The sequence below is a fragment of the Marinifilum sp. D714 genome (assembly GCF_030851345.1).
Lineage (GTDB): Bacteria > Bacteroidota > Bacteroidia > Bacteroidales > Marinifilaceae > Marinifilum.
In genome coordinates this window covers 32,696-55,178 of the sequence record NZ_JALPNU010000002.1, presented here as the reverse complement: position 1 = coordinate 55,178, position 22,483 = coordinate 32,696, and the positions used below count along the sequence as shown (strand labels likewise).

The 22,483-nt window shown below is 37.2% G+C and carries 37 protein-coding genes; 1 reads left to right on the top strand and 36 read right to left on the bottom strand.

The features are described 5' to 3' along the window. Both M0051_RS02100 and ettA read right to left on the bottom strand, forming a co-directional pair. Entirely contained in the window at positions 1-351 is a 351-nt protein-coding gene (locus M0051_RS02100) for a DUF4870 domain-containing protein (protein ID WP_306739876.1), read from the bottom strand. Between the two features lie 82 nt (positions 352-433). Next, on the bottom strand, positions 434-2,122 hold the full coding sequence (gene ettA, locus M0051_RS02095; protein ID WP_306739875.1) for an energy-dependent translational throttle protein EttA: 1,689 nt from the start codon (positions 2,120-2,122) through the stop codon (positions 434-436). Positions 2,123-2,341: 219 nt separating this feature from the next. Here ettA and M0051_RS02090 point away from each other — a divergent pair, with 219 nt between their 5' ends. After that, the gene (locus M0051_RS02090; RefSeq protein ID WP_306739874.1) at positions 2,342-2,848 is read left to right on the top strand and encodes a response regulator; all 507 of its coding nucleotides are present in this window, start codon (positions 2,342-2,344) and stop codon (positions 2,846-2,848) included. Positions 2,849-2,912: 64 nt separating this feature from the next. Here M0051_RS02090 and eno read toward each other — a convergent pair whose 3' ends face one another. From eno to rpsL, 34 genes are all read right to left on the bottom strand, one after another. Continuing rightward, positions 2,913-4,196: a phosphopyruvate hydratase gene (eno, locus tag M0051_RS02085; protein ID WP_306739873.1), complete on the bottom strand. Its 1,284-nt coding sequence runs from the start codon at positions 4,194-4,196 to the stop codon at positions 2,913-2,915. Between the two features lie 202 nt (positions 4,197-4,398). Then, positions 4,399-4,905 carry a 50S ribosomal protein L17 gene (gene rplQ, locus M0051_RS02080; RefSeq protein ID WP_306739872.1) on the bottom strand — a complete coding sequence of 169 codons (507 nt, stop codon included), beginning with the start codon at positions 4,903-4,905 and terminating at the stop codon, positions 4,399-4,401. 6 nt (positions 4,906-4,911) lie between these two features. Further along, the gene (locus tag M0051_RS02075) at positions 4,912-5,904 is read right to left on the bottom strand and encodes a DNA-directed RNA polymerase subunit alpha (RefSeq protein ID WP_306739871.1); all 993 of its coding nucleotides are present in this window, start codon (positions 5,902-5,904) and stop codon (positions 4,912-4,914) included. 21 nt (positions 5,905-5,925) lie between these two features. Then, a complete protein-coding gene (rpsD, locus tag M0051_RS02070) occupies positions 5,926-6,534 on the bottom strand; it encodes a 30S ribosomal protein S4 (RefSeq protein WP_110361009.1) in 609 nt (202 codons plus the stop codon). Positions 6,535-6,677: 143 nt separating this feature from the next. After that, entirely contained in the window at positions 6,678-7,067 is a 390-nt protein-coding gene (rpsK, locus tag M0051_RS02065) for a 30S ribosomal protein S11 (RefSeq protein WP_110361010.1), read from the bottom strand. A 10-nt stretch (positions 7,068-7,077) separates the two neighbouring features. Beyond that, entirely contained in the window at positions 7,078-7,455 is a 378-nt protein-coding gene (rpsM, locus tag M0051_RS02060; RefSeq protein WP_306739870.1) for a 30S ribosomal protein S13, read from the bottom strand. A 36-nt stretch (positions 7,456-7,491) separates the two neighbouring features. After that, on the bottom strand, positions 7,492-7,608 hold the full coding sequence (gene ykgO, locus M0051_RS02055) for a type B 50S ribosomal protein L36 (RefSeq protein ID WP_054714088.1): 117 nt from the start codon (positions 7,606-7,608) through the stop codon (positions 7,492-7,494). Between the two features lie 11 nt (positions 7,609-7,619). Continuing rightward, complete coding sequence (gene infA, locus M0051_RS02050) at positions 7,620-7,841, bottom strand: translation initiation factor IF-1 (protein ID WP_054714084.1); 222 nt, start codon at positions 7,839-7,841, stop codon at positions 7,620-7,622. 22 nt (positions 7,842-7,863) lie between these two features. Continuing rightward, entirely contained in the window at positions 7,864-8,625 is a 762-nt protein-coding gene (map, locus tag M0051_RS02045) for a type I methionyl aminopeptidase (RefSeq protein WP_306739869.1), read from the bottom strand. Positions 8,626-8,646: 21 nt separating this feature from the next. Further along, positions 8,647-9,990, bottom strand: a complete 1,344-nt coding sequence (gene secY, locus M0051_RS02040) for a preprotein translocase subunit SecY (protein ID WP_110361013.1) — start codon at positions 9,988-9,990, stop codon at positions 8,647-8,649. A gap of 8 nt (positions 9,991-9,998) precedes the next feature. Beyond that, positions 9,999-10,445 (bottom strand): 50S ribosomal protein L15, encoded by a 447-nt coding sequence (gene rplO / locus M0051_RS02035; protein ID WP_120238568.1) that lies wholly within the window; start codon positions 10,443-10,445, stop codon positions 9,999-10,001. Positions 10,446-10,474: 29 nt separating this feature from the next. Next, positions 10,475-10,651 (bottom strand): 50S ribosomal protein L30, encoded by a 177-nt coding sequence (gene rpmD, locus M0051_RS02030; protein ID WP_054714072.1) that lies wholly within the window; start codon positions 10,649-10,651, stop codon positions 10,475-10,477. Between the two features lie 10 nt (positions 10,652-10,661). Next, complete coding sequence (gene rpsE / locus M0051_RS02025; RefSeq protein ID WP_054714068.1) at positions 10,662-11,174, bottom strand: 30S ribosomal protein S5; 513 nt, start codon at positions 11,172-11,174, stop codon at positions 10,662-10,664. A gap of 5 nt (positions 11,175-11,179) precedes the next feature. Continuing rightward, positions 11,180-11,536, bottom strand: coding sequence for a 50S ribosomal protein L18 (gene rplR, locus M0051_RS02020; RefSeq protein WP_171595782.1), 357 nt, complete (start codon positions 11,534-11,536; stop codon positions 11,180-11,182). A gap of 18 nt (positions 11,537-11,554) precedes the next feature. After that, positions 11,555-12,109: a 50S ribosomal protein L6 gene (rplF, locus tag M0051_RS02015; protein ID WP_306739868.1), complete on the bottom strand. Its 555-nt coding sequence runs from the start codon at positions 12,107-12,109 to the stop codon at positions 11,555-11,557. A gap of 16 nt (positions 12,110-12,125) precedes the next feature. Continuing rightward, on the bottom strand, positions 12,126-12,521 hold the full coding sequence (rpsH, locus tag M0051_RS02010; RefSeq protein WP_306739867.1) for a 30S ribosomal protein S8: 396 nt from the start codon (positions 12,519-12,521) through the stop codon (positions 12,126-12,128). A 71-nt stretch (positions 12,522-12,592) separates the two neighbouring features. Next, on the bottom strand, positions 12,593-12,862 hold the full coding sequence (rpsN, locus tag M0051_RS02005) for a 30S ribosomal protein S14 (protein ID WP_110361018.1): 270 nt from the start codon (positions 12,860-12,862) through the stop codon (positions 12,593-12,595). A 4-nt stretch (positions 12,863-12,866) separates the two neighbouring features. Then, on the bottom strand, positions 12,867-13,421 hold the full coding sequence (gene rplE / locus M0051_RS02000) for a 50S ribosomal protein L5 (protein ID WP_110361019.1): 555 nt from the start codon (positions 13,419-13,421) through the stop codon (positions 12,867-12,869). Then, complete coding sequence (gene rplX, locus M0051_RS01995) at positions 13,421-13,738, bottom strand: 50S ribosomal protein L24 (RefSeq protein ID WP_110361020.1); 318 nt, start codon at positions 13,736-13,738, stop codon at positions 13,421-13,423. The genes rplE and rplX overlap by 1 nt, the downstream gene beginning before the upstream one ends. 19 nt (positions 13,739-13,757) lie before the next feature. Continuing rightward, on the bottom strand, positions 13,758-14,123 hold the full coding sequence (gene rplN / locus M0051_RS01990) for a 50S ribosomal protein L14 (RefSeq protein WP_110361021.1): 366 nt from the start codon (positions 14,121-14,123) through the stop codon (positions 13,758-13,760). 2 nt (positions 14,124-14,125) lie between these two features. Next, positions 14,126-14,383, bottom strand: coding sequence for a 30S ribosomal protein S17 (gene rpsQ / locus M0051_RS01985; protein WP_369073411.1), 258 nt, complete (start codon positions 14,381-14,383; stop codon positions 14,126-14,128). Between the two features lie 4 nt (positions 14,384-14,387). Beyond that, positions 14,388-14,585: a 50S ribosomal protein L29 gene (gene rpmC / locus M0051_RS01980; protein WP_054714037.1), complete on the bottom strand. Its 198-nt coding sequence runs from the start codon at positions 14,583-14,585 to the stop codon at positions 14,388-14,390. 2 nt (positions 14,586-14,587) lie between these two features. Beyond that, the gene (gene rplP, locus M0051_RS01975; protein WP_110361022.1) at positions 14,588-15,019 is read right to left on the bottom strand and encodes a 50S ribosomal protein L16; all 432 of its coding nucleotides are present in this window, start codon (positions 15,017-15,019) and stop codon (positions 14,588-14,590) included. A gap of 26 nt (positions 15,020-15,045) precedes the next feature. After that, positions 15,046-15,756, bottom strand: coding sequence for a 30S ribosomal protein S3 (gene rpsC, locus M0051_RS01970; protein WP_110361023.1), 711 nt, complete (start codon positions 15,754-15,756; stop codon positions 15,046-15,048). Between the two features lie 5 nt (positions 15,757-15,761). Further along, on the bottom strand, positions 15,762-16,175 hold the full coding sequence (gene rplV / locus M0051_RS01965) for a 50S ribosomal protein L22 (RefSeq protein WP_110361024.1): 414 nt from the start codon (positions 16,173-16,175) through the stop codon (positions 15,762-15,764). Positions 16,176-16,212: 37 nt separating this feature from the next. Further along, positions 16,213-16,482 carry a 30S ribosomal protein S19 gene (gene rpsS / locus M0051_RS01960; RefSeq protein WP_110361025.1) on the bottom strand — a complete coding sequence of 90 codons (270 nt, stop codon included), beginning with the start codon at positions 16,480-16,482 and terminating at the stop codon, positions 16,213-16,215. 19 nt (positions 16,483-16,501) lie between these two features. Then, positions 16,502-17,326, bottom strand: coding sequence for a 50S ribosomal protein L2 (gene rplB / locus M0051_RS01955; protein ID WP_110361026.1), 825 nt, complete (start codon positions 17,324-17,326; stop codon positions 16,502-16,504). Positions 17,327-17,333: 7 nt separating this feature from the next. Beyond that, complete coding sequence (gene rplW / locus M0051_RS01950) at positions 17,334-17,624, bottom strand: 50S ribosomal protein L23 (RefSeq protein WP_120238562.1); 291 nt, start codon at positions 17,622-17,624, stop codon at positions 17,334-17,336. Between the two features lie 10 nt (positions 17,625-17,634). Then, positions 17,635-18,267: a 50S ribosomal protein L4 gene (gene rplD, locus M0051_RS01945; RefSeq protein ID WP_306739866.1), complete on the bottom strand. Its 633-nt coding sequence runs from the start codon at positions 18,265-18,267 to the stop codon at positions 17,635-17,637. Next, positions 18,267-18,884 (bottom strand): 50S ribosomal protein L3, encoded by a 618-nt coding sequence (gene rplC / locus M0051_RS01940; RefSeq protein WP_306739865.1) that lies wholly within the window; start codon positions 18,882-18,884, stop codon positions 18,267-18,269. The genes rplD and rplC overlap by 1 nt, the downstream gene beginning before the upstream one ends. Before the next feature lie 37 nt (positions 18,885-18,921). Then, positions 18,922-19,227 carry a 30S ribosomal protein S10 gene (gene rpsJ / locus M0051_RS01935; protein WP_110361030.1) on the bottom strand — a complete coding sequence of 102 codons (306 nt, stop codon included), beginning with the start codon at positions 19,225-19,227 and terminating at the stop codon, positions 18,922-18,924. 28 nt (positions 19,228-19,255) lie between these two features. Next, positions 19,256-21,370, bottom strand: a complete 2,115-nt coding sequence (fusA, locus tag M0051_RS01930) for an elongation factor G (protein ID WP_306739864.1) — start codon at positions 21,368-21,370, stop codon at positions 19,256-19,258. Positions 21,371-21,406: 36 nt separating this feature from the next. Then, the gene (gene rpsG / locus M0051_RS01925) at positions 21,407-21,883 is read right to left on the bottom strand and encodes a 30S ribosomal protein S7 (RefSeq protein ID WP_306739863.1); all 477 of its coding nucleotides are present in this window, start codon (positions 21,881-21,883) and stop codon (positions 21,407-21,409) included. A 126-nt stretch (positions 21,884-22,009) separates the two neighbouring features. Beyond that, entirely contained in the window at positions 22,010-22,387 is a 378-nt protein-coding gene (gene rpsL / locus M0051_RS01920) for a 30S ribosomal protein S12 (RefSeq protein WP_054714004.1), read from the bottom strand. Between the last annotated feature and the right edge of the window lie 96 nt (positions 22,388-22,483).

The window sequence follows — 22,483 nt, the reverse complement described above, 5'->3', positions numbered from 1 at the left end:
TTATTTTATAAATTCTATGCTTAATGGATATTTATAATCTTCACCATTTAGTGTTTTTACAATAGCCATTACCACAAAGATAATATTAAGAAGTCCTAGCGCCATTAATAATATAAAACCAATTCCAATAATTAATAAAAAAGCCGAAATAAAAAGGTAGATACTCATGGATATTTGAAAATTAATGGATTTTTTTCCTTCTCTATTAACTAGTTCGGAATAATCCTTTTTCATCGACCATAAAATAACTGGACCAATAATATTTCCCAAAGGTATAAAACCAGCAAATGCTGCTAAATGACAAAACATTGCCCAATTTCTTTCATCGCTAGGTGTTGCAAATTCGCTCATGATATTTTTTAATTAAGAATAATATTAGCTTAAGTTACAAAAAATAAGGGAAGATTCTTTTTAAAACCTTCCCTCTTTTGGCTTAATCAGCAATTAATTTTTTATATCTGATACGCTTAGGACCTTCATCTCCCAAGCGTTTTTTGCGATTGATTTCATAATCGGAATAGCTTCCTTCGAAATAGTGCACCTCCGAATTACCTTCAAATGCCAAAATGTGAGTTGCTACACGATCCAAAAACCAACGGTCGTGAGAAATAACAACCGCACAACCAGCAAAACTCTCTAAACCTTCCTCCAATGCACGAAGTGTATTCACATCGATATCATTGGTAGGCTCATCAAGCAATAGCACATTGGCCTCTTCCTTTAATGTTAATGCCAAATGCAAGCGATTTCTTTCCCCACCTGAAAGCACACCACATTTCTTTTCCTGATCGGCACCAGAGAAATTGAATCGACTAACGTAAGCTCGTGCATTCAACTGTCTTCCACCAACAGAAATCAAGTCTCCTCCACCCGATATTACTTCGTAAACGGTTTTCTCCGGATCGATATCAGCATGTTGCTGATCTACGTATCCAACTTTTACAGTTTCACCAACTTCGAAAGTTCCTTTGTTTGGTTGCTCCAATCCCATAATCATGCGAAACAATGTAGTTTTACCCGCACCGTTAGGACCAATCACTCCAACAATTCCTGCTGGAGGTAATTCGAATTCCAGATTTTCGAATAACAATTTGTTTTCAAATCCCTTCGAAACTTCTTTGGCGTGAATCACTTTATTACCCAAACGCGGACCATTCGGAATAAAAATCTCCAGTTTCTCTTCCTTTTGTTTCACATCCTGGTTCATCAAAGTATCGTAAGCTTTCAAACGAGCCTTATTTTTCGCCTGGCGAGCTTTAGGAGCCATATTAACCCATTCCAGCTCTCTCTCAAGAGTTTTTCTTCTTTTACTTGCTACTTTTTCTTCCTGGGCCAATCGCTTCGATTTCTGATCCAACCAAGAAGTATAGTTTCCTTTCCAAGGAATTCCTTCTCCTCTATCCAACTCAAGAATCCATCCAGCAACATTATCCAAAAAGTAACGGTCGTGAGTAATACAAATTACAGTACCGCTATACTGATGCAAGTGTTGCTCTAACCACTGTACCGATTCAGCATCCAAGTGGTTGGTAGGCTCATCCAACAATAAGATATCCGGTTCCTGAAGTAATAAACGACACAATGCTACACGTCTGCGTTCACCTCCCGATAGGTGCTTCACAAGCGCTTCGCCATCAGGACAACGAAGTGCATCCATTGCTCTTTCCAATTTTGTATCCAGATTCCAGGCATCAAATCTGTCAATCTTTTCCTGAAGAGTAGCTTGCTCGTCCATAACAGCTTGCATCTTATCAGGATCCTCTAACACTTCAGGGTCTGCGAACTTTAAGTTTACAGCTTCGTAATCAGCTAATACCTGTACAATTTCCTGCACACCTTCCTGAACAATTTCCTTTACAGTTTTGTTGTCATCTAACTGAGGTTCCTGCTCCAAATATCCAATGGTGTGTTCCTTTGGCCAAACCACATGTCCATCGAATGATTTTTCTAATCCGGCAATAATTTTTAGCAGTGTAGATTTACCAGAACCATTCAAACCAATGATTCCAATTTTTGCACCATAAAAGAATGATAGGTTGATGTTATTCAATACTTTTTTCTGAGGAGGGAAGATTTTACTTACCCCCATCATCGAAAATATAATCTTCTTATCGTCTGACATTATCGTATGTTTTTTAATTTATCTAATTCAATAAATGCAAAAATAGAAAAATTGCTTGTAGTTCATCATGATTTAAATTGATTAGCATGCAATACATTAAGAATTAATGCAGAAAACAAAAGTGTTTTATGTTGATTAATTTAAGAGAACTATTTTTTAATTGTACATTAATTTTCCTATTTTTAAATATTAATCATTGGGATATATGATATGCAAAAAATGGTAAATGAAAGACTAGCTGCATTGCTTGAAGAAATAGGCATTGAGACTAAAAGGAAGATATATTGGGAAGAGAGTATCGAATCTATTCAAATCGTTAAAACTCATCCTAACAAAACAGATAAAGACATTAAAGATGTAAAAGTTTTGCTGGTTGAAGATCAGCCAAGCAATAGAAAAACTCTTGAGGTATATTTGAAAAACAAGGTAGGTAGAGTTGATATTGCTGAAAACGGGAAACAGGCTGTAGAAATGTTTCAGAAAAAAGAATACGACATTATTCTAATGGATTTACAGATGCCAATTATGGGCGGTATTGAAGCTTCTTTAAGAATTCGAAAAATTGAGGAAGACCGAGAAGTTGAAAGACCAACTCCTATAATTGCATTTACTGCCAATTATTATTCTGCTGATAAAGATATCTCGATAGAAATAGGAATGGATGTATATTTATCGAAACCGTTCCAGTGCAAAACCATTTATAAGCTAATTCAAGAGTATGTTTAAACTCTAAATATTTGAATAAAAAAAGGGATCCAATCGGATCCCTTTTTTTATATACTTAATTGGATTAGCATCCGAATTTAGCGTTAGCTCCCAATTCTTCTTCGATACGAAGTAATTGGTTGTACTTAGCCATACGATCTGAACGGCTCAATGAACCAGTTTTGATCTGACCAGAGTTAGTTGCTACTGCGATATCAGCGATAGTAGCATCTTCAGTTTCACCTGAACGGTGAGAAGTTACTGAAGTATAACCTGCACGGTGAGCCATTTCAATTGCGTTCAAAGTCTCAGTTAAAGTACCAATTTGGTTTACTTTAATCAAGATTGAGTTAGCAGCTTTCAACTCGATACCTTTCGACAAGTACTCAACGTTAGTTACGAATAAATCGTCACCTACTAACTGACACTTATCACCGATCTTAGCGTTTAAAGCAACCCATCCGTTCCAGTCACCTTCGTCCATACCGTCCTCGATAGAATCAATTGGGTATTTCTCGATCAATTCAGCTAAGTAAGCAGCTTGCTCTTCAGAGTTTCTCTTCACTCCGTTTGGCTCAAAAATGCTGTAATCATATACACCATCTTTGTAGAACTCAGAAGAAGCACAGTCCATAGCGATAGAAACATCACCACCTTCTTCTTTACGACCTGGCTTGTAACCTGCGTTTTCAATAGCAGTTAAGATACATTCGATAGCCTCTTCAGTTCCACCTAACATTGGAGCGAAACCACCTTCATCACCTACTGCAGTAGAAAGACCTTTACCTTTCAAAACTTTTGCAAGAGCATGGAATACTTCAGCACCCATTCTTAAAGCTTCGCGGAATGAAGGAGCACCAACTGGACGGATCATGAACTCCTGGAATGCGATAGTAGCATCAGAGTGAGAACCACCGTTGATGATGTTCATCATTGGTACAGGAAGAACATTAGCGTTAGTACCACCAATGTAACGGTACAATGGCATACCTGAGTAGTCAGCAGCAGCTTTTGCAGTTGCCAAAGAAACACCTAACATAGCGTTAGCACCTAAGTTCGACTTAGTCTTAGTACCATCAAGCTCTAACATTTTAGTATCAACAGCAACCTGATCAGTAGCGTCCATACCAACTAAAGCTTCAGCAATAACAGTATTTACGTTTTCAACAGCTTTAAGCACACCTTTACCTAAGTAACGAGCTTTATCGCCATCTCGAAGCTCTAATGCTTCATTTTCACCAGTAGAAGCTCCTGATGGAACAGCTGCGCGTCCCATTACACCGCTTGCTAATGTTACTTCAACTTCGATAGTTGGGTTTCCACGTGAGTCTAGAATCTCACGACCGTGAATCTTTACAATTTCAGACATAACTTACGTATTAAATAATTATAATAGCAAATAATTTTAACTTCTTAATTTTCAACCCTAAATTTCGACATTTTCAAGCAAATTATAATGCTTTTTGCATATAAAACACATCAAGAATTTACGCAAACGTTACAAAAATTTTTAGGGCATTAAAAAAGGGATAAAGCCAAACTTTATCCCTTTAGTATTATTTAAAGGAAGACTATTCTTCTCCCTTTTCTTCTTTTGGTTCAGTAGCCTCTTCAGCCTTAGCTTCAACAGCAGTTTCTTCCGCTTTAGCAGTAGATTTTCCACCACGTCTTCTTCTAGTAGACTTTTTAGCTTCTGCTTTCTTCTCAGTTGTGTAAGTTTCGTTGAAATCAACTAATTCTACAATACACATCTCAGCATTATCACCTAAACGGTTACCAGTTTTTAAAATTCTAGTATATCCACCGTTTCTGTTAGTAATTTTTGGAGATACTTCTCTGAACAATTCAGTAACAGCTTCTTTTTGCTTTAAGTAGCTAAATACAACACGTCTTGAGTGAGTAGTATCATTTTTACTTTTGGTGATCAATGGCTCAACATACATTTTTAAAGCTTTAGCTTTAGCAGTAGTAGTTGAGATTCTTTTATGCAAAATCAAGGAAGAAGCCATATTTGCAAGCATAGCTTTTCTATGAGCTGTCTTTCTTCCTAAGTGATTAAATTTCTTTCTATGTCTCATTTTACCTTATTCCTTATCTAATTTGTACTTAGAAATATCCATACCGAAAGTAAGATTCAATGATACTAATAGATCATCTAATTCGGTTAGAGATTTCTTACCAAAGTTTCTAAATTTAAGAAGATCGTTTCTGTTGTACTGTACTAAATCTCCTAAAGTATCAACATCGGCAGCTTTCAAACAGTTCAATGCACGAACTGAAAGATCCATGTCAACCAATTTGGTCTTCAATAACTGACGCATGTGTAATACTTCTTCATCAAACTCTTCGTTTGCAAATTTCTCATCAGAATCAAGAGTGATCTTTTCATCAGAGAATAGCATGAAGTGATAAATAAGAATTTTAGCAGCTTCTTTCAACGCATCTTTAGGGTGGATAGAACCATCAGTAGTAATTTCGAAAATTAACTTTTCGTAGTCAGTTTTCTGTTCTACACGATAGTTTTCAACTTCGTATTTTACATTCTTAATAGGAGTGTAAATTGAGTCAATTGGAATCACACCAAATTCAGCATCAACAGGTTTGTTCTCAACAGAAGGTACATAACCTCGACCTTTATTAATAGTTAAATCTAACTGCAATTTAGCAGAGCTATCCATTCTGCAAATTACAAGCTCCGGATTTAACACTTCGAAACCGGTAAGGAACTTGTTAATATCGCCTGCTGTAAAAGTTTCCTGATCTGAAATGGTAACTGTTACCAATTCATTGTCCACTTCCTCAACTCTTTGTTTAAACCGTACCTGCTTCAAGTTCAGGATCATCTCAGTTACATCTTCGATAACTCCTGGAATAGTTGAAAACTCATGGTCAACTCCCTGAATCTTGATAGTTGTAATAGCGAAACCCTCAAGAGAAGAAAGAAGAATTCTTCTTAATGCGTTACCTATTGTAATACCATATCCAGGCTCTAATGGACGAAATTCGAATTTTCCGAATCTATCGTCTGCGTCGAGCATGATAACTTTGTCCGGTTTTTGGAAAGCTAAAATTGCCATAAATTACTTATTAACTATTTATTACTTAGAATACAATTCAACGATTAACTGTTCCTTGATATTTTCAGGAATTTCTGTTCTTTCAGGTACGTTAAGAAACTTACCGCTAAGAGAGGTTTGATCCCATTCCAACCAAGATGCTTGGTTATATCTGGCAGTTGATAAAGAATCGGTAATAACTTCTAAAGATTTCGATTTTTCACGAATTCCAATAATATCTCCGGTTTTTACCGAGTATGAAGGAATGTTACAGATCTGTCCGTTTACTGTTACGTGCTTATGGCTAACCAACTGACGTGCAGCTGATCTTGTTGGAGCAACACCTAATCTGTAAACTACATTATCTAAACGACATTCAAGAAGTTGTAACAAAACTTCACCGGTAATACCCTTACTTCTTGCGGCCTTTTTAAATAAGTTCGAGAATTGTTTCTCCAATACACCGTAAGTGTATTTCGCTTTTTGCTTTTCTTTCAATTGAACCCCGTACTCAGACATCTTTTTTCTTCGACGGCTGTTACCGTGCTGTCCTGGAGGGTAATTTTTATTTTCAAATGCTTTATCAGGTCCAAAAATTGGCTCACCAAATTTTCTAGCAATTTTTGACTTTGGTCCTATATATCTAGCCATGTTATTTAAAATTTAAATTTTTCTAATAATAGAAACTTTGCTTACTCGGTTTTGAATTACAAAAGTGCCGCGATTTTTTTGAGAGGATTCAAAAAAAATAATCCAATCACCCAGCTTGCATTTTTTATTAAACCTTATACTTATTAAACTCTACGTCTCTTAGGAGGACGACATCCGTTGTGTGGAAGTGGAGTAACATCTACAATTTCAGAAATATCGATTCCACATGCATTGATTGCACGAATTGCAGATTCACGTCCGTTACCTGGACCTTTAACAAATACTTTTACTTTTCTTAACCCTAAATCGTGAGCTACTTTTCCACAATCAGTTGCAGCTTGCTGAGCAGCGTAAGGAGTGTTCTTTTTAGAACCTCTAAAGCCCATTTTACCAGCTGAAGACCATGAAATAACTTGTCCGTTATTATTGGTTAAAGAGATAATAATATTGTTAAACGATGAATGGATATGAGCCTGTCCTACAGCCTCAATCTTCACAACTTTTTTCTTTACTGATGTTGACTTCTTTGCCATAACTTAACAATTATTTAGTCGCTTTCTTTTTGTTTGCAACTGTTTTTCTTTTACCTTTTCTGGTACGTGAGTTGTTTTTGGTTTTTTGTCCACGCAATGGTAAACCAATACGGTGACGAACACCACGATAACAACCAATATCCATCAAACGCTTAATATTCAGTTGAGTTAAAGAACGCAACTCCCCTTCAACCTTAAAGCTTGCATTAATCGCCTGACGAATCTTAGCAGATTCATCATCTGTCCAGTCTTTTACCTTAGTATCATGCGCTACACCAGCTTCGTCCAAAATTTGACGAGCAGCACTACGACCGATACCGAAGATATAAGTCAAGCTAATTACACCTCTTTTGTTTTGAGGCAGATCAACTCCAACAATTCTAGCCATAAATTAAATATTTATCTTATTATAAAATTAATCAAATTATCCCTGACGTTGCTTGAACTTAGGATTCTTTTTATTAATCACATACAAACGTCCTTTTCTTCTTACGATTTTACAATCTTCAGAACGTTTCTTTACAGATGCTCTTACTTTCATTTTTATCGAGTTTAATTTTTGTATCTAAAAGTAATGCGCCCTTTAGTAAGATCATAAGGTGACATTTCTACTTTTACTTTATCACCTGGTAAGATCTTAATGTAGTGCATTCTCATTTTACCGGATATGTGCGCTGTAATCACATGACCGTTTTCAAGTTCTACACGAAACATAGCATTTGATAATGCTTCGGTAATAGTACCGTCTTGTTCTATTGAAGGCTGTTTAGCCATAAGCTCTTTATATTTTATTAGTTTATTCTTCAATAAATTCAAAACCGGACAGAATTTGAGCCTTTCCCTTACGAACAACTATTGTATGTTCGAAATGTGCGGATGCTTGTCCATCGGCCGTCACAATTGTCCATCCATCATCTTCCTGATAAATATCTCTTTTACCAAGATTAATCATGGGTTCAATTGCAAGTACTAATCCGTCTCTCAATTTTAATCCTCGACCTTGTCGTCCATAATTCGGAACCTGAGGATCTTCATGAAGACTTTTTCCTATTCCGTGCCCCACCATTTCTCGAACAACCGAGTAATCATTCTTCTCAGCATGCTTTTGAATGGCAAAACCGATATCTCTTAGATGATTACCTTCGACAGCTTTTTCTATTCCTTTATAAAGAGCTTCTTTGGTAACCCTCAACAATTGTTGAATTTCCGGCTTCACTGTTCCAACAGAAAAAGTGTATGCCGAATCGCCATAAAAGCCATTCAACAAAACACCACAATCACAGGATACAATATCGCCTTCTTTCAACTCATAGGAAGATGGAACTCCATGAACTACCTGATTATTAATTGAAATACACAGGGTATTTGGGAATCCATCATAACCAAGAAACGCAGGCTTTGCACCATTGTCTCTTATGTACTCCTCTGCAATTTTATCTAAGCTTAAGGTTGAAATACCTGGAGCTATGGCCTTAGATATCTCACCTAAGGTCCTAGCCACCAGATTATTACTTTTAGACATTAAGTCTATTTCTTCCTCTGTCTTATAAAAAATCACTGCAAAGAAAGCAAAAATATTTTAATAAGCAGCAGCTCCTCCCGGAGTTTTACCTTTTATTCTACCAGACTTCATCAATCCGTCGTAATGACGCATTAATAAGTGAGACTCAATTTGCTGTAGTGTATCAAGTACTACACCAACCAAAATCAACAATGAAGTACCACCATAAAATTGTGCAAACTCGTTATTCACTCCAGCAATCATTGCAAAAGCAGGTAAGATTGCTACTAAACCTAAGAAGATAGATCCTGGTAAAGTTATACGTGACATTACAGTATCAAGGAAGTCGATAGTTTTCTTTCCTGGTTTAATACCTGGGATAAAACCACCATTTTTCTTCATATCCTCAGCCATTTGCGTTGGATTTACTGTAATTGCAGTATAGAAATATGTGAATAAAACAATCATTACAAAGAACAGTGCGTTGTACCAAAATCCGGTAAAGTTAGATAAGGCTGCAGCTACTCCTGTTAATGCATCGGAACTAGCATAGTTAACAAACGCCATTGGCAAGAACATAATTGCTTGAGCAAAAATGATTGGCATAACACCCGCAGCATTCACTTTCAAAGGAATATACTGACGTACCCCACCATATTGTTTGTTACCTACAATTCTTTTAGCATATTGTACAGGTATCTTTCTTGTTCCTTGTACCAACAAAATTGTTAGTGCAAAAATGATGAATAGAACAACAATTTCAAGAACCAAAACGATTAAACCACCGCCGTGTCCTTCAATTCTTGACCCCAATTCAGCAATGAACGAGAATGGTAATCTTGCAATAATACCGATCATGATGATAATTGAGATACCATTACCGATTCCTTTATCAGTAATTTTTTCACCCAACCACATAATGAACATTGATCCTGCCGCAAGAATTACCACAGAAGATACCGTAAAGAATGTACCTTTTAAAATAAAGGCAGCTTCAGGCAATGTTGTATGTAAGTTTAATAAATATCCTGGTGCTTGAAGAACAAGGATAATAACGGTTAGGTAACGTGTGATCTGATTGATTTTTCTACGTCCACTTTCTCCTTCACGTTGTAATCTTTGGAAATAAGGAACCGCAATTCCCATTAACTGAATTACAATAGAGGCAGAAATGTATGGCATGATACCGAGAGCAAATATCGAGGCGTTAGCAAACGCACCTCCCGAAAACATGTTCAACAATCCTAAAACCCCATCCGCTGTTTGAGATTTTAACGCGTCCAAATGTGCCGGGTCAATACCTGGCAAAACCACCTTAGCACCTAAACGGTACACTAAAAGAAGACCAATTGTAGTTAAGATACGAGATCTTAAATCTTCAATCTTCCAGATGTTCTTCAATGTTTCTATTAAACCTTTCATATTTAATCTTACAATTTAACAACTGTTCCTTCTACTGCTTCAATCGCTGCTTGAGCAGATTTCGAGAATGCATGAGCTTTTACTTCTAACTTAGCAGTAATTGTACCATTACCTAAAATCTTAACGTTATCGTTCTTTGATGCTAAACCAGCATTTACAAGAACTTCTACGTCGATAACTGTAATGTTATTCTTCTCTGCTAAGGCTTGTAAAACTTCAACATTAATAGCTTTATATTCTTTTCTGTTGATGTTCTTAAATCCAAACTTAGGAACTCTTCGTTGCAAAGGCATTTGACCCCCTTCGAAACCAACTTTTTTAGAGTATCCAGATCTTGACTTCGCACCTTTATGTCCTCTTGTTGAGGTACCGCCTCTACCTGATCCTTGACCGCGACCGATTCTCTTGTTAGATTTAATCGATCCTGCAGCGGGTTTTAAGTTACTTAAGTCCATATCTATTTATTACTAAATATTTACAATGATTATTCTTCTACGGAAACCAAGTGTTGTACTTTAGCCACCATACCTTTAATTTGAGGTGTAGCTTCATGTTCAACAGTAGCATTGATTTTATTCAAACCTAATGCTTCCAAGGTTTTTTTCTGGCGATCGGTACTACCGATTTTGCTCTTGATTTGAGTAATTTTAATCTTAGCCATTTTCCCTAAATTATCCGTTAAACACTTTATCTAATGAAACACCTCTGTGCTCAGCAACTGTATGAGCATCTCTCAATTCAGCTAGTGCATTGAAAGTAGCTTTTACAAGGTTGTGAGGGTTTGATGAACCTTTTGATTTAGCAAGTACGTCGGTTACCCCAACACTCTCTAATACGGCACGCATCGCACCACCGGCTTTAACCCCGGTACCGTGAGAAGCAGGCTTAATGAAAACCTGTGCTCCACCATATCTAGATAGTTGTTCGTGAGGAATAGTTCCTTTGTAAACAGGTACTTTAATCAAATTTTTCTTAGCAGCTTCTACTCCTTTTGCAATAGCAGTGGTAACCTCGTTTGCTTTACCAAGTCCCCATCCTACTAATCCATTCTCGTTTCCTACAACAACAATTGCAGAGAAACTAAAAGTTCTACCACCTTTTGTTACTTTAGTAACACGATTAATAGCAACCAGTCTGTCTTTCAATTCTGCGTCGCTGGTCTTAACGTTTTTGATATCTGCCATAATTATTAAAATTTAAGGCCACCTTTACGAGCAGCGTCCGCTAATGATTTAACTCTACCATGGTATAAGTAACCATTTCTATCGAAAACAACACTAGTGATACCTGCAGCGCTTGCTTTTTCAGCAATTGCTTGTCCTACTAGTTCAGCTTGTTCAATTTTATTTACTGATTTTTCAGCGATTTCTTTAATTAGTGAGCTAGTCGCCATTAAAGTTTTACCTGAAAGATCGTCGATCAATTGTACTGAAATCTGCTTATTTGAACGAAAAACTGACATTCTTGGTCTTTCAGCAGTTCCAGAAACAGACTTACGAATTCTTCTTTTAATTCTTAGTCTTCTTTCTTGCTTAGTTAAAGCCATAATTTACTGTTTTAGAAATTATTTACCTGCAGATTTACCAGCTTTTCTTCTAAGCTGTTCTCCAACAAATTTAATACCTTTACCTTTATATGGTTCAGGTTTTCTGAATGATCTGATTTTAGCAGCTACTTGACCTACTAAGTGCTTATCGCAACTCTCAAGAGTGATAATTGGGTTAGCACGCTTTTCTGTTACAGCAGTTACTTTAACCTCAGGAGCAATCTCCATGTGGATTAAGTGAGAGTAACCAAGAGCCAATTCCAAAAGTTGACCTTTTGAAGTTGCACGGTAACCAACACCCACTAATTCTTGCTCAATTTTATAACCTTCAGAAACACCGATAATCGCGTTATTCACTAATGAACGGTATAAACCGTGCATAGCTTTGTGTCTCTTCTGATCAGAAGGACGTTCAAGAACAACTTTATTTTCTTCAACAGAAACTTTGATTTCGGTATCAATTTGTTGTGTCAATTCACCTTTAGGTCCTTTAACAACTACTGAATTATCTTTATTTACCGTTACGCTTACTCCGGCAGGCAAATTGATAGGTAATTTTCCAATTCGTGACATTTCTAATCCTCCTTAATTAATAAACGTAACACAATATTTCACCACCAACATGCTTCTGACGAGCTTCTTTGTCAGTCATAACTCCCTGAGAGGTAGAAAGAATCGCAATACCTAAACCGTTAAGTACGCGAGGTAATTCTAAAGCTCCACAATATTTTCTCAAACCTGGTTTTGACACACGCTTAAGATCTTTGATTGCTGGAGTTTTGGTTTCAGGATGGTATTTCAAAGCAATCTTAATTACTCCTTGAAGTCCATCGTCTACAAATTTGTAGTTAAGGATATAACCTTTATCCTTAAGAATCTTTGTCATTTCTTTTTTCACGTTCGATGCTGGCACCTCAACAACTTTGTGGTTTGCCATGATCGCATTTCTTAAACGTGTAAGAAAATCTGCTATTGGATCTGTCATATAATAAAAAATTAAATTGATCCCGATTTCTCGGGACAATATTTAACAATAATCTGATAAACAAATTTTGATTACCAACTTGCCTTCTTAACTCCTGGGATTAAACCAGCTGAAGCCATTTCACGGAAAGTGATACGACTAACTCCGAATTGTCTCATATAACCTTTCGGACGACCGGTTAACTTACATCTGTTGTGCAAACGAACAGGTGAAGAGTTTTTTGGCAAACGACTAAGAGCGATGTAATCGCCTTCCTCTTTAAGTTTAGCTCTTTTAGCTGCGTATTTTTCAACTAATTTCTGACGCTTAACTTCGCGAGCTTTCATTGATTCTTTAGCCATCGTCTTATTTTTTTAGATTTTTAAATGGTAATCCAAATTCTCTCAAAAGAGCATAAGCTTCTTCGTCGGTATTCGCAGTAGTAACGAAGGTAATGTTCATACCCATGATTTTGTTTACGTTATCCAAAACAATCTCAGGGAAAATGATTTGTTCTTCGATACCTAAAGTATAGTTACCTCTACCGTCTAATTTACTCTTGATACCTTTAAAGTCACGGATACGTGGTAAAGCAACACGAACTAATTTTTCAAGAAATTCGTACATACGCTCACGACGTAAAGTTACAGTAGTACCAATTGGCATACCTTTACGTAACTTAAAGTTCGAGATATCTTTAGAAGACAAGGTCTGAACAGCTTTCTGACCAGTAATTGCAGTAAGCTCGTTTACAGAGAATTCAAGTATTTTTTTATCAGCAATCGCCGAACCAACACCTTGGTTAATTACTATCTTCGTTAATTTAGGTGCTTGCATTACAGTTTTGTAATCGAATTCCTTCATTAAAGCAGGAACGATTTCTTCTGCATACTGTTTTTTAAGAGTCGGTGTATAGCTCATTACTTAATCTCCTCCCCTGACTTTTTAGAGTATCTAACTAATTTATTGTTGTCGCCCTCTTTTCTACCAATACGGGTAGCTTTTCCTGTTGAAGGATCTTTCACATTTAAGTTTGAAATGTGAATTGAGGCTTCTTTTTTAACGATACCACCTTGAGGATTCTCAGCGTTTGGCTTGGTGTGTTTAGAAATCATGTTAACACCTTCAACGATCGCACGTTGCTTGTCAACAAGAACTTCTAATACTTTACCTTCCTGTCCTTTTGATTCCCCAGCGTTTACAATAACGGTATCACCCTTTTTAATATGTAACTTCATTGTTCTAGGTTTACAAAGATTATAAAACTTCTGGTGCTAAAGAAACGATCTTCATATCAGTGTCACGTAACTCTCTTGCAACAGGTCCAAAAATACGGGTTCCTCTCATTTCACCAGCAGTGTTCAATAAAACACATGCGTTATCATCGAAGCGAATATAAGATCCGTCTTGTCTTCTAATCTCTTTTTTGGTGCGAACAACAACGGCTTTTGTTACTGTTCCTTTTTTCATATCGGAACCGGCGATAGCGTTCTTCACGGTAACCACAATTTTATCTCCAATTGAAGCATAACGTTTTTTGGTACCGCCTAACACGCGGATACAAAGTACTTCCTTTGCTCCACTGTTATCAGCTACTAATAGTCTACTTTCTGTTTGTATCATGATTACTTAGCTCTTTCAATAATTTCCACTAATCTCCAACTCTTATTTTTACTTAAAGGTCGGGTTTCCATGATTTTTACGGTATCACCTTCGTTACAGGTGTTTTCCTCATCGTGAGCAGTGAATTTTTTGGTTTTGTTCACAAATTTACCGTAAATCGGGTGTTTTTCCTTTGTGTGAACTGCAACAGTAATGGATTTTTCCATTTTGTTGCTAACCACAACCCCGATACGCTCTTTTCTAAGATTTCTTTCCATCACTTTTTTACTTTTCAGTTAATTGTCTCTGACGTAACTCTGTCATCAATTTGGCAATGTTGCGTCTCGTTTCCTTAATTTGCAAAGGATTTTCCAAAGGTGAAATAGCGTGATTTAGTCTGAAGCGAGTTAATGATGCTCTTTCAGCATCCAACTTTTCTACTATTTCCTGTGTTGTTAACTCTTTAATTTCTGAATTCTTCATGATTAATCATTTGAACTTTCAACATAATCACGTCTTACGACAAACTTTGTAGTAACAGGTAATTTTTGAGCTGCAAGACGTAATGCCTCTTTAGCTACTTCGTAAGGAACACCCTCACATTCGAATAACATTCTTCCTGGTGAAACAGGAGCAACGAATCCTTCTGGAGAACCCTTACCCTTACCCATACGTACCTCTGCAGGCTTCTTAGTGATCGGCTTATCTGGGAAAATACGAATCCAGATTTGACCTTGTCTCTGCATATATCGGGTTACTGCCACACGAGCAGCTTCAATTTGACGACCAGTAATCCACTTTTCTTCAAGTGACTTGATCCCAAAAGATCCGAATGCTAATTCAGTACCGCGACCAGCGTTACCTTTCATTCTTCCCTTTTGTTGTCTTCTAAATTTTGTCCTTTTTGGTTGTAACATCGTACTAATTCTTTAAAATTTAAAGACTACTTCTTTTTTCTTCTATTAAAACCACCTTTTCCTTTTGGACCACGGCTATCTTTCATGCCAGCGTTAGGAGTAAGATCACGTTTACCGTAAACTTCACCTTTACAGATCCAAACTTTGATACCGATCAAACCGTAAGTAGTCAAAGCTTCCGCTTGACAGTAATCGATATCAGCTCTTAAGGTATGAAGTGGGGTACGTCCTTCTTTGTACATTTCAGAACGTGCCATTTCTGCTCCATTCAAACGACCAGAAATCTGAATTTTGATTCCTTCAGCACCCATTCTCATAGTAGAAGCAATAGCCATCTTAATTGCTCTTCTGTAGGCGATACGGCCTTCAATCTGACGAGCGATGTTATTAGCAACGATTACAGCATCCATTTCTGGACGTTTAATTTCGAAGATATTAATTTGTACTTCTTTGTCTGTAATCTTCTTTAACTCTTCTTTCAACTTGTCAACTTCTTGACCACCTTTCCCGATAATGATACCAGGACGAGCAGTGTTGATAGTGATAGTGATTAATTTAAGAGTTCTTTCGATAATGATTTTAGAAATACTTGCTTTAGCTAAACGAGCATTTAGGTACTTTCTAATTTTGGTATCTTCAACAAGCTTATCGCCGTAGTTTTTTCCGCCAAACCAGTTAGAATCCCATCCTCTGATGATTCCTAGTCTATTTCCAATTGGATTTACTTTTTGTCCCATTCTAACTATTCTTTAGTATTCTCAGCAGTTTTACTTGCCAACAATATAGTTACATGATTTGATCTTTTTCTAATTCTATGTGCTCTCCCTTGTGGAGCTGGTCTAAGACGTTTAAGAATTCTTGCTGAATCAACACAAATTTCTTTGATGAATAATTCATTTTCCTCAATTCTTTGACCTTCGTTCTTTGCTTGCCAGTTGGCAATCGCAGAAAGCAATAGTTTCTCTACGCGAATCGATGCTTCTTTCGGACTGAAACGAAGTACATCTAAAGCTCGGTTCACCTCCATACCTCTTACCATATCGGCAACAAGTCTCATTTTACGAGGCGAAGTAGGAACATTTTTCAAGCTAGCAAATGCTTTGCTCTTTTTTTCCTCCTTTATTTGGTTTGCTCTTATTCTTTTTCTTGCACCCATTTTTACAAATTCAAAATGTTAATTAAAACGCTTCACGCTATTTTTTCTTCTTGTCAGCGTGACCTCTAAAAGTACGAGTTGGCGCAAATTCACCTAATTTATGACCTACCATATTTTCAGTAACATAAACTGGAATGAATTTGTTTCCGTTGTGAACGGCAACTGTGTGACCTACGAAATCCGGAGAGATCATAGAACGTCTTGACCAGGTTTTAATCACAGATTTTTTTCCTGACTCATTTTGCTCCAATACTCGTTTCTCCAATTTGAAATCGATAAAAGGGCCTTTTTTTAATGAACGACTCATAACAATCTAATTAATCAAATTACTTTTTCCTTCTTTCTACAATATACTTATTAGAAGCGTTTTTCTTAGCTCGAGTTTTGAACCCTTTAGCTAATACACCGGTTCTAGATCGTGGATGTCCACCTGAAGATTTACCTTCACCACCACCCATTGGGTGATCAACTGGATTCATTACCACACCACGAACACGAGGTCTTCTTCCTAACCAACGAGTACGACCAGCTTTACCGCTTCTTTCTAACGCATGGTCAGTATTAGAAACAGTTCCGATAGTTGCTTTACAAGTTACTAGGATCATTCTAACTTCTCCAGAAGGTAATTTGATCATTGCATATTTGCCTTCTCTTGAAACAAGTTGAGCATATGCACCAGCGCTACGAGCCATCACAGCACCTTGAGAGGGTCTTAATTCAATATTGTGAATTATTGTACCTAATGGGATATCAGATAATGGCATTGAGTTTCCGATTTCTGGAGCTACTTTTTCACCAGAAAGCAAAGTTTGTCCTACCTCAAGTCCGTTTGGAGCGATGATGTAACGTTTCTCACCGTCAGCATACACAAGCAATGCGATGCGTGCAGTACGGTTTGGATCGTACTCAATCGAAACAACTTTTGCAGGAACATTGTCCTTGTCTCTTTTGAAATCAATAACTCGATATCTTCTCTTGTGACCACCACCTATATATCTCATTGTCATCTTACCAGTGTTATTTCTACCACCGGTTTTCTTCATTGGTCTTAACAATGATTTCTCAGGTTTGTCTGTAGTTACCTGCTCAAAGGTATTTAGAATCTTATTTCTTTGACCAGGAGTTACAGGTTTTAATTTACGTACAGCCATTTTCTAATTAAATATTGCTATAAAAATCTATATTATCACCTTCAACTAAAGTAACGATCGCCTTTTTAAAAGACGCAGTTCTTCCCTCAATAGCACCTGCTTTCGTAAAACGGCTTTTCTTTTTACCCTGATAATTCATGGTATTAACAGATGCCACTTTAACATTGTACATTGATTCTACTGCTGCCTTAATATCGATCTTTGTCGCTCTACGATTAACAACAAAACCAAAGCGATTAAATTTTTCGCTTTGCTCAGTCATTTTCTCAGTAACGATTGGCTTAATTAAAATATCCATTTTTTTAAACTTAGTTTAGTTTAAACATTTCATCAAGTCCTTTTACAGAACTTTCTACAAACACCAAAGTTGAAGCTTTCATAATGTCGTAAGTTGCAAGGTCCGAAACACGAACAACGTTAACATTCTTCAAATTACGAGAAGACAAATATATGTTTTTATTATCTTCAGATAAAACTAAAAGTACTTTTTTATCAGCTACTTTTAGGCTATTCTGAATATTAACAAATTCTTTTGTCTTAGGAGCTTCGAAATTGAAGTCTTCAACTACCATTAAAGCATCGTTTTGAGCTTTGATCGTTAAAGCAGATTTACGAGCCAACTGCTTCAGTTTTTTATTCAATTTGAAACCGTAGTTTCTTGGACGAGGACCGAATACGCGTCCACCCCCTCTGAAGATAGGTGACTTGATGCTACCAGCACGTGCAGTACCGGTACCTTTTTGTTTCTTTATTTTGGCAGTACTACCAGAGATCTCAGCTCTTTCTTTCGATTTGTGAGTTCCCTGACGTTGGTTCGCCAAAAATTGTTTAACGTCTAGGTAAATAGCATGCTCATTTGGTTCGATGCCAAAAACTGAATCATTTAATTCAATTTTTCTACCAGTATCTTCTCCAGCTGTGTTTAAAATCGCTAATTCCATTACTTCTCAATAATTACGTATGAACCTTTAGACCCTGGAAGAGATCCTTTAACTAACAATAGGTTATTCTCTTTAATAACCTTAAGTACCTGAAGGTTTTGAACCTTCACGTTGTCCCCACCCGTACGACCGGCCATTCTCATGCCTTTAAATACGCGAGCTGGGTAAGATGCAGCACCAATAGAACCAGGCGCACGTAAACGGTTATGCTGACCGTGTGTTTGTCCACCTACTCCGCCAAAACCATGACGTTTTACTACCCCTTGAAAACCTTTACCTTTTGAAACTCCGCTAACATCCACATATGGAGTGTCTTCGAATAATTCAACGTCGATAACGTCTCCTAACTGGTATTCGTTTTCAAAATCTGAAAACTCCACTAGTTTTTTCTTAGGAGTTGTGTTTGCCTTTTTAAAGTGCCCATCTAGCGCCTTAGTTGTTCGCTTTTCTTTCTTTTCATCAAAAGCCAACTGAAGTGCTTCGTAACCATCAGTCTCAACAGTTTTGATCTGAGTTACAACACATGGACCTGCCTCAATGACAGTGCATGGAATATTTTTTCCCTCGGCACTGTAAACGGAAGTCATTCCGATTTTTTTTCCAATTAATCCTGGCATTTCTCTTTACTTTTTAAAAATAAATCTTACTAGATTATCAAACTTTAATTTCAACTTCTACACCGCTAGGCAACTCTAGCTTCATCAAAGCATCAATTGTATTCGCAGTAGAACTGTAAATATCAATCAAACGCTTGAAAGAAGAAAGTTGAAACTGTTCTCTTGATTTCTTGTTCACGAAAGTAGAACGAAGAACAGTAAAAATTCTTTTGTGAGTTGGAAGTGGAATTGGACCACTAACAACCGCACCTGTAGCCTTAACTGTTTTTACGATTTTCTCAGCCGACTTGTCAACCAAGTTGTGATCGTAAGATTTCAGTTTAATTCTAATTTTTTGGCTCATCTTATTTAGATATTATACGATGATATAATTATAATAATTCAACTTTACCCTTTGCATTCTCAACAACTTCTTTAGCGATACCTTTAGGTACTTCCTCGAAGTGAGAGAATTCCATAGAAGAGTTTGCACGACCTGAAGATAAGGTTCTCAACACAGTAACATAACCGAATTGCTCTGCCAAAGGTACTTTAGCATTTACAACACGAGCACCATGCTTCGACTCCATTCCTTCAACCTGACCACGACGCTTATTCAAGTCACCGATGATGTCACCCATGTATTCTTCTGGAGTAATTACCTCAAGCTTCATAACAGGCTCAAGTAATACTGGAGATGCTTTAGCACATGCAGCCTTGAATCCCATTTTAGCAGCCATCTCAAATGATAATTGATCCGAGTCAACTGGGTGGAAAGATCCGTCAAACAAAGTAACTTTCAAACGATCAACAGAGTAACCTGCCAACACACCATTCTTCATAGCTTCTTCGAAACCTTTCTGAACAGAAGGAACGTATTCCTTAGGAATGTTACCACCTTTAATTTGATCGATGAATTGTAATCCTTCACCTTCGAATTCTTCATCAGCTGGGCCAATGTGGAATTGAATATCAGCAAACTTACCACGTCCACCAGACTGCTTCTTGAATACCTCACGGTGTTCAACAGTACCAGTAATAGCTTCTTTGTAAGCTACCTGAGGTGCACCTTGGTTACATTCTACTTTAAACTCACGCTTCAAACGGTCGATAATAATATCCAAGTGAAGCTCACCCATACCTGAGATTACAGTTTGACCTGAATCTTCGTCAGTTTTAACCTGGAATGTTGGATCCTCTTCAGCCAATTTACCAAGAGCCATACCCAATTTATCAACATCTTTTTGAGTCAATGGCTCAACAGCGATACCGATTACCGGATCTGGGAAATCCATAGATTCTAGCTCGATTGGATTTTCTTTTTGACAAAGAGTATCACCAGTACGAACATCTTTAAAACCAACACAAGCACAAATATCACCAGCTTCTACACGATCGATAGCGTTTTGCTTGTTTGAGTGCATTTGGTAAATACGAGAAATACGTTCTTTATTACCTGAACGAGTATTGAACACGTATGAACCAGCATCAATGAAACCAGAGTATACACGAGTAAATGCCAAACGACCTACGAATGGGTCAGTAGCAATTTTAAATGCTAAAGCAGCAAGTGGCTCTTCAACATCTGGCTGACGAACAACCTCCTCGTCTGAACCAGGAACGGTACCTACGATTGCATCAATATCAAGTGGCGATGGCATATAAGTAATAATTGCATCCAACAAACGCTGAACACCTTTATTCTTAAATGCAGAACCACACAACATTGGAACGATATCCATAGCAATAGTTGCCTTACGGATAACAGCCAACATCTCCTCTTCAGTAATTGAATCTGGATCTTCGAAGAAACGCTCCAACAACTCCTCGTCTTGCTCAGCAACAGCTTCAACAAGCTTCTCTCTCCACTCGTTAGCATCAGCTACCAAGTGATCTGGAATCTCTTCTAAAGTATAGTTAGTACCATTTTCATCATCGTACCATACAATAGCCTTCATTGTAATCAAATCGATTACACCTTTGAAGTTCTCTTCTGATCCGATTGGAATTTGAATAGGTACAGGATTAGCTCCTAATTTTTCTTTTACCTCACGTACAGCTTTGAAAAAGTCAGCACCAGAACGGTCCATCTTGTTCACAAAACCCATACGAGGCACTTTGTATTTATCAGCTTGTCTCCAAACTGTTTCAGACTGCGCTTCAACACCTCCTACTGCACAGAAACATGCAACAGCACCATCAAGAACACGCAAAGAACGCTCTACCTCTACAGTAAAGTCAACGTGACCTGGGGTATCAATAATGTTAATTTGATACTTCTTGCTATCGTAGTTCCAAAAACAAGTAGTAGCAGCAGAAGTAATTGTAATACCTCTTTCTTGCTCTTGCTCCATCCAGTCCATTGTAGCAGCACCATCATGAACCTCACCAATTTTGTGAGATACACCAGTATAATACAAAATACGCTCGGTAGTTGTTGTCTTACCGGCGTCGATGTGTGCCATGATACCAATGTTTCTGGTAAATTTTAAATCTCTCTTAGCCATTTTCTTTGTCCTCTACAAATTGCTTAAACAATTTTATTAAAATCTAAAGTGAGCGAAAGCACGGTTAGCTTCAGCCATTCTGTGAGTATCTTCCTTCTTCTTGAAAGCTCCACCTTCTTCATTGAAAGCAGCAATAATTTCTGCAGACAATTTTTCAGCCATAGACTTACCAGATCTCTTACGAGCAAAAAGAATCATATTCTTAATAGAAATAGACATTTTTCTTTCTGGACGAATTTCCATTGGAACCTGGAAGGTAGCACCACCTACACGGCGAGATTTAACCTCTACAGCTGGAGTAATGTTTTCCAAAGCTTTTTTCCAAATCTCAAGTGGAGATTTTTCAAGCTTTTCAGTTTTAGACTTAACGATCTCTAATGAATCGTAGAAAATTTTGAACGCAAGATTTTTCTTACCGTCCATCATCAAGTCATTTACAAATCTTGTAACCAAAACATCATTAAATTTTGGATCTGGCAACAAGATTCTTTTTTTAGGTCTTGATTTTCTCATTTCTTTTAGTTTACGAGCTATTCGTATGTTAGCTGCCCAAGTGCGTCTTCAACAATCTCTCGACTATTTACTCAACCAAGTGGGAACAACACATAAACTATAACTCCTACAGTTACAAACTAGATTTTACTTTTTCTTTGGTCTCTTAGTACCATACTTAGAACGACGTTGCATACGACCTTCTACCCCTGAAGCATCAAGAGCACCACGAACAAGGTGATATCTTACCCCTGGAAGGTCCTTTACACGACCACCTCTGATCAATACGATAGAGTGTTCTTGCAAATTGTGTCCTTCACCTGGAATGTAAGCATTCACTTCTTTTCCGTTAGTCAATCTAACACGAGCAACTTTACGCATTGCTGAGTTAGGCTTCTTAGGTGTAGTGGTATACACACGCACGCAAACCCCTCTTCTTTGAGGACAAGAATCCAACGCTGGAGCCTTGCTCTTCTCTTGAAGCTTGGTTCTTCCTTTTCGAACTAACTGTTGAATTGTAGGCATATTAACAATTACTTTTTAATTAAATATATTTTAACAAATTGGTTTGCAAAGGTATTATTTATTTACTAAAAACAACAATCGTTATGTTGATTTTTG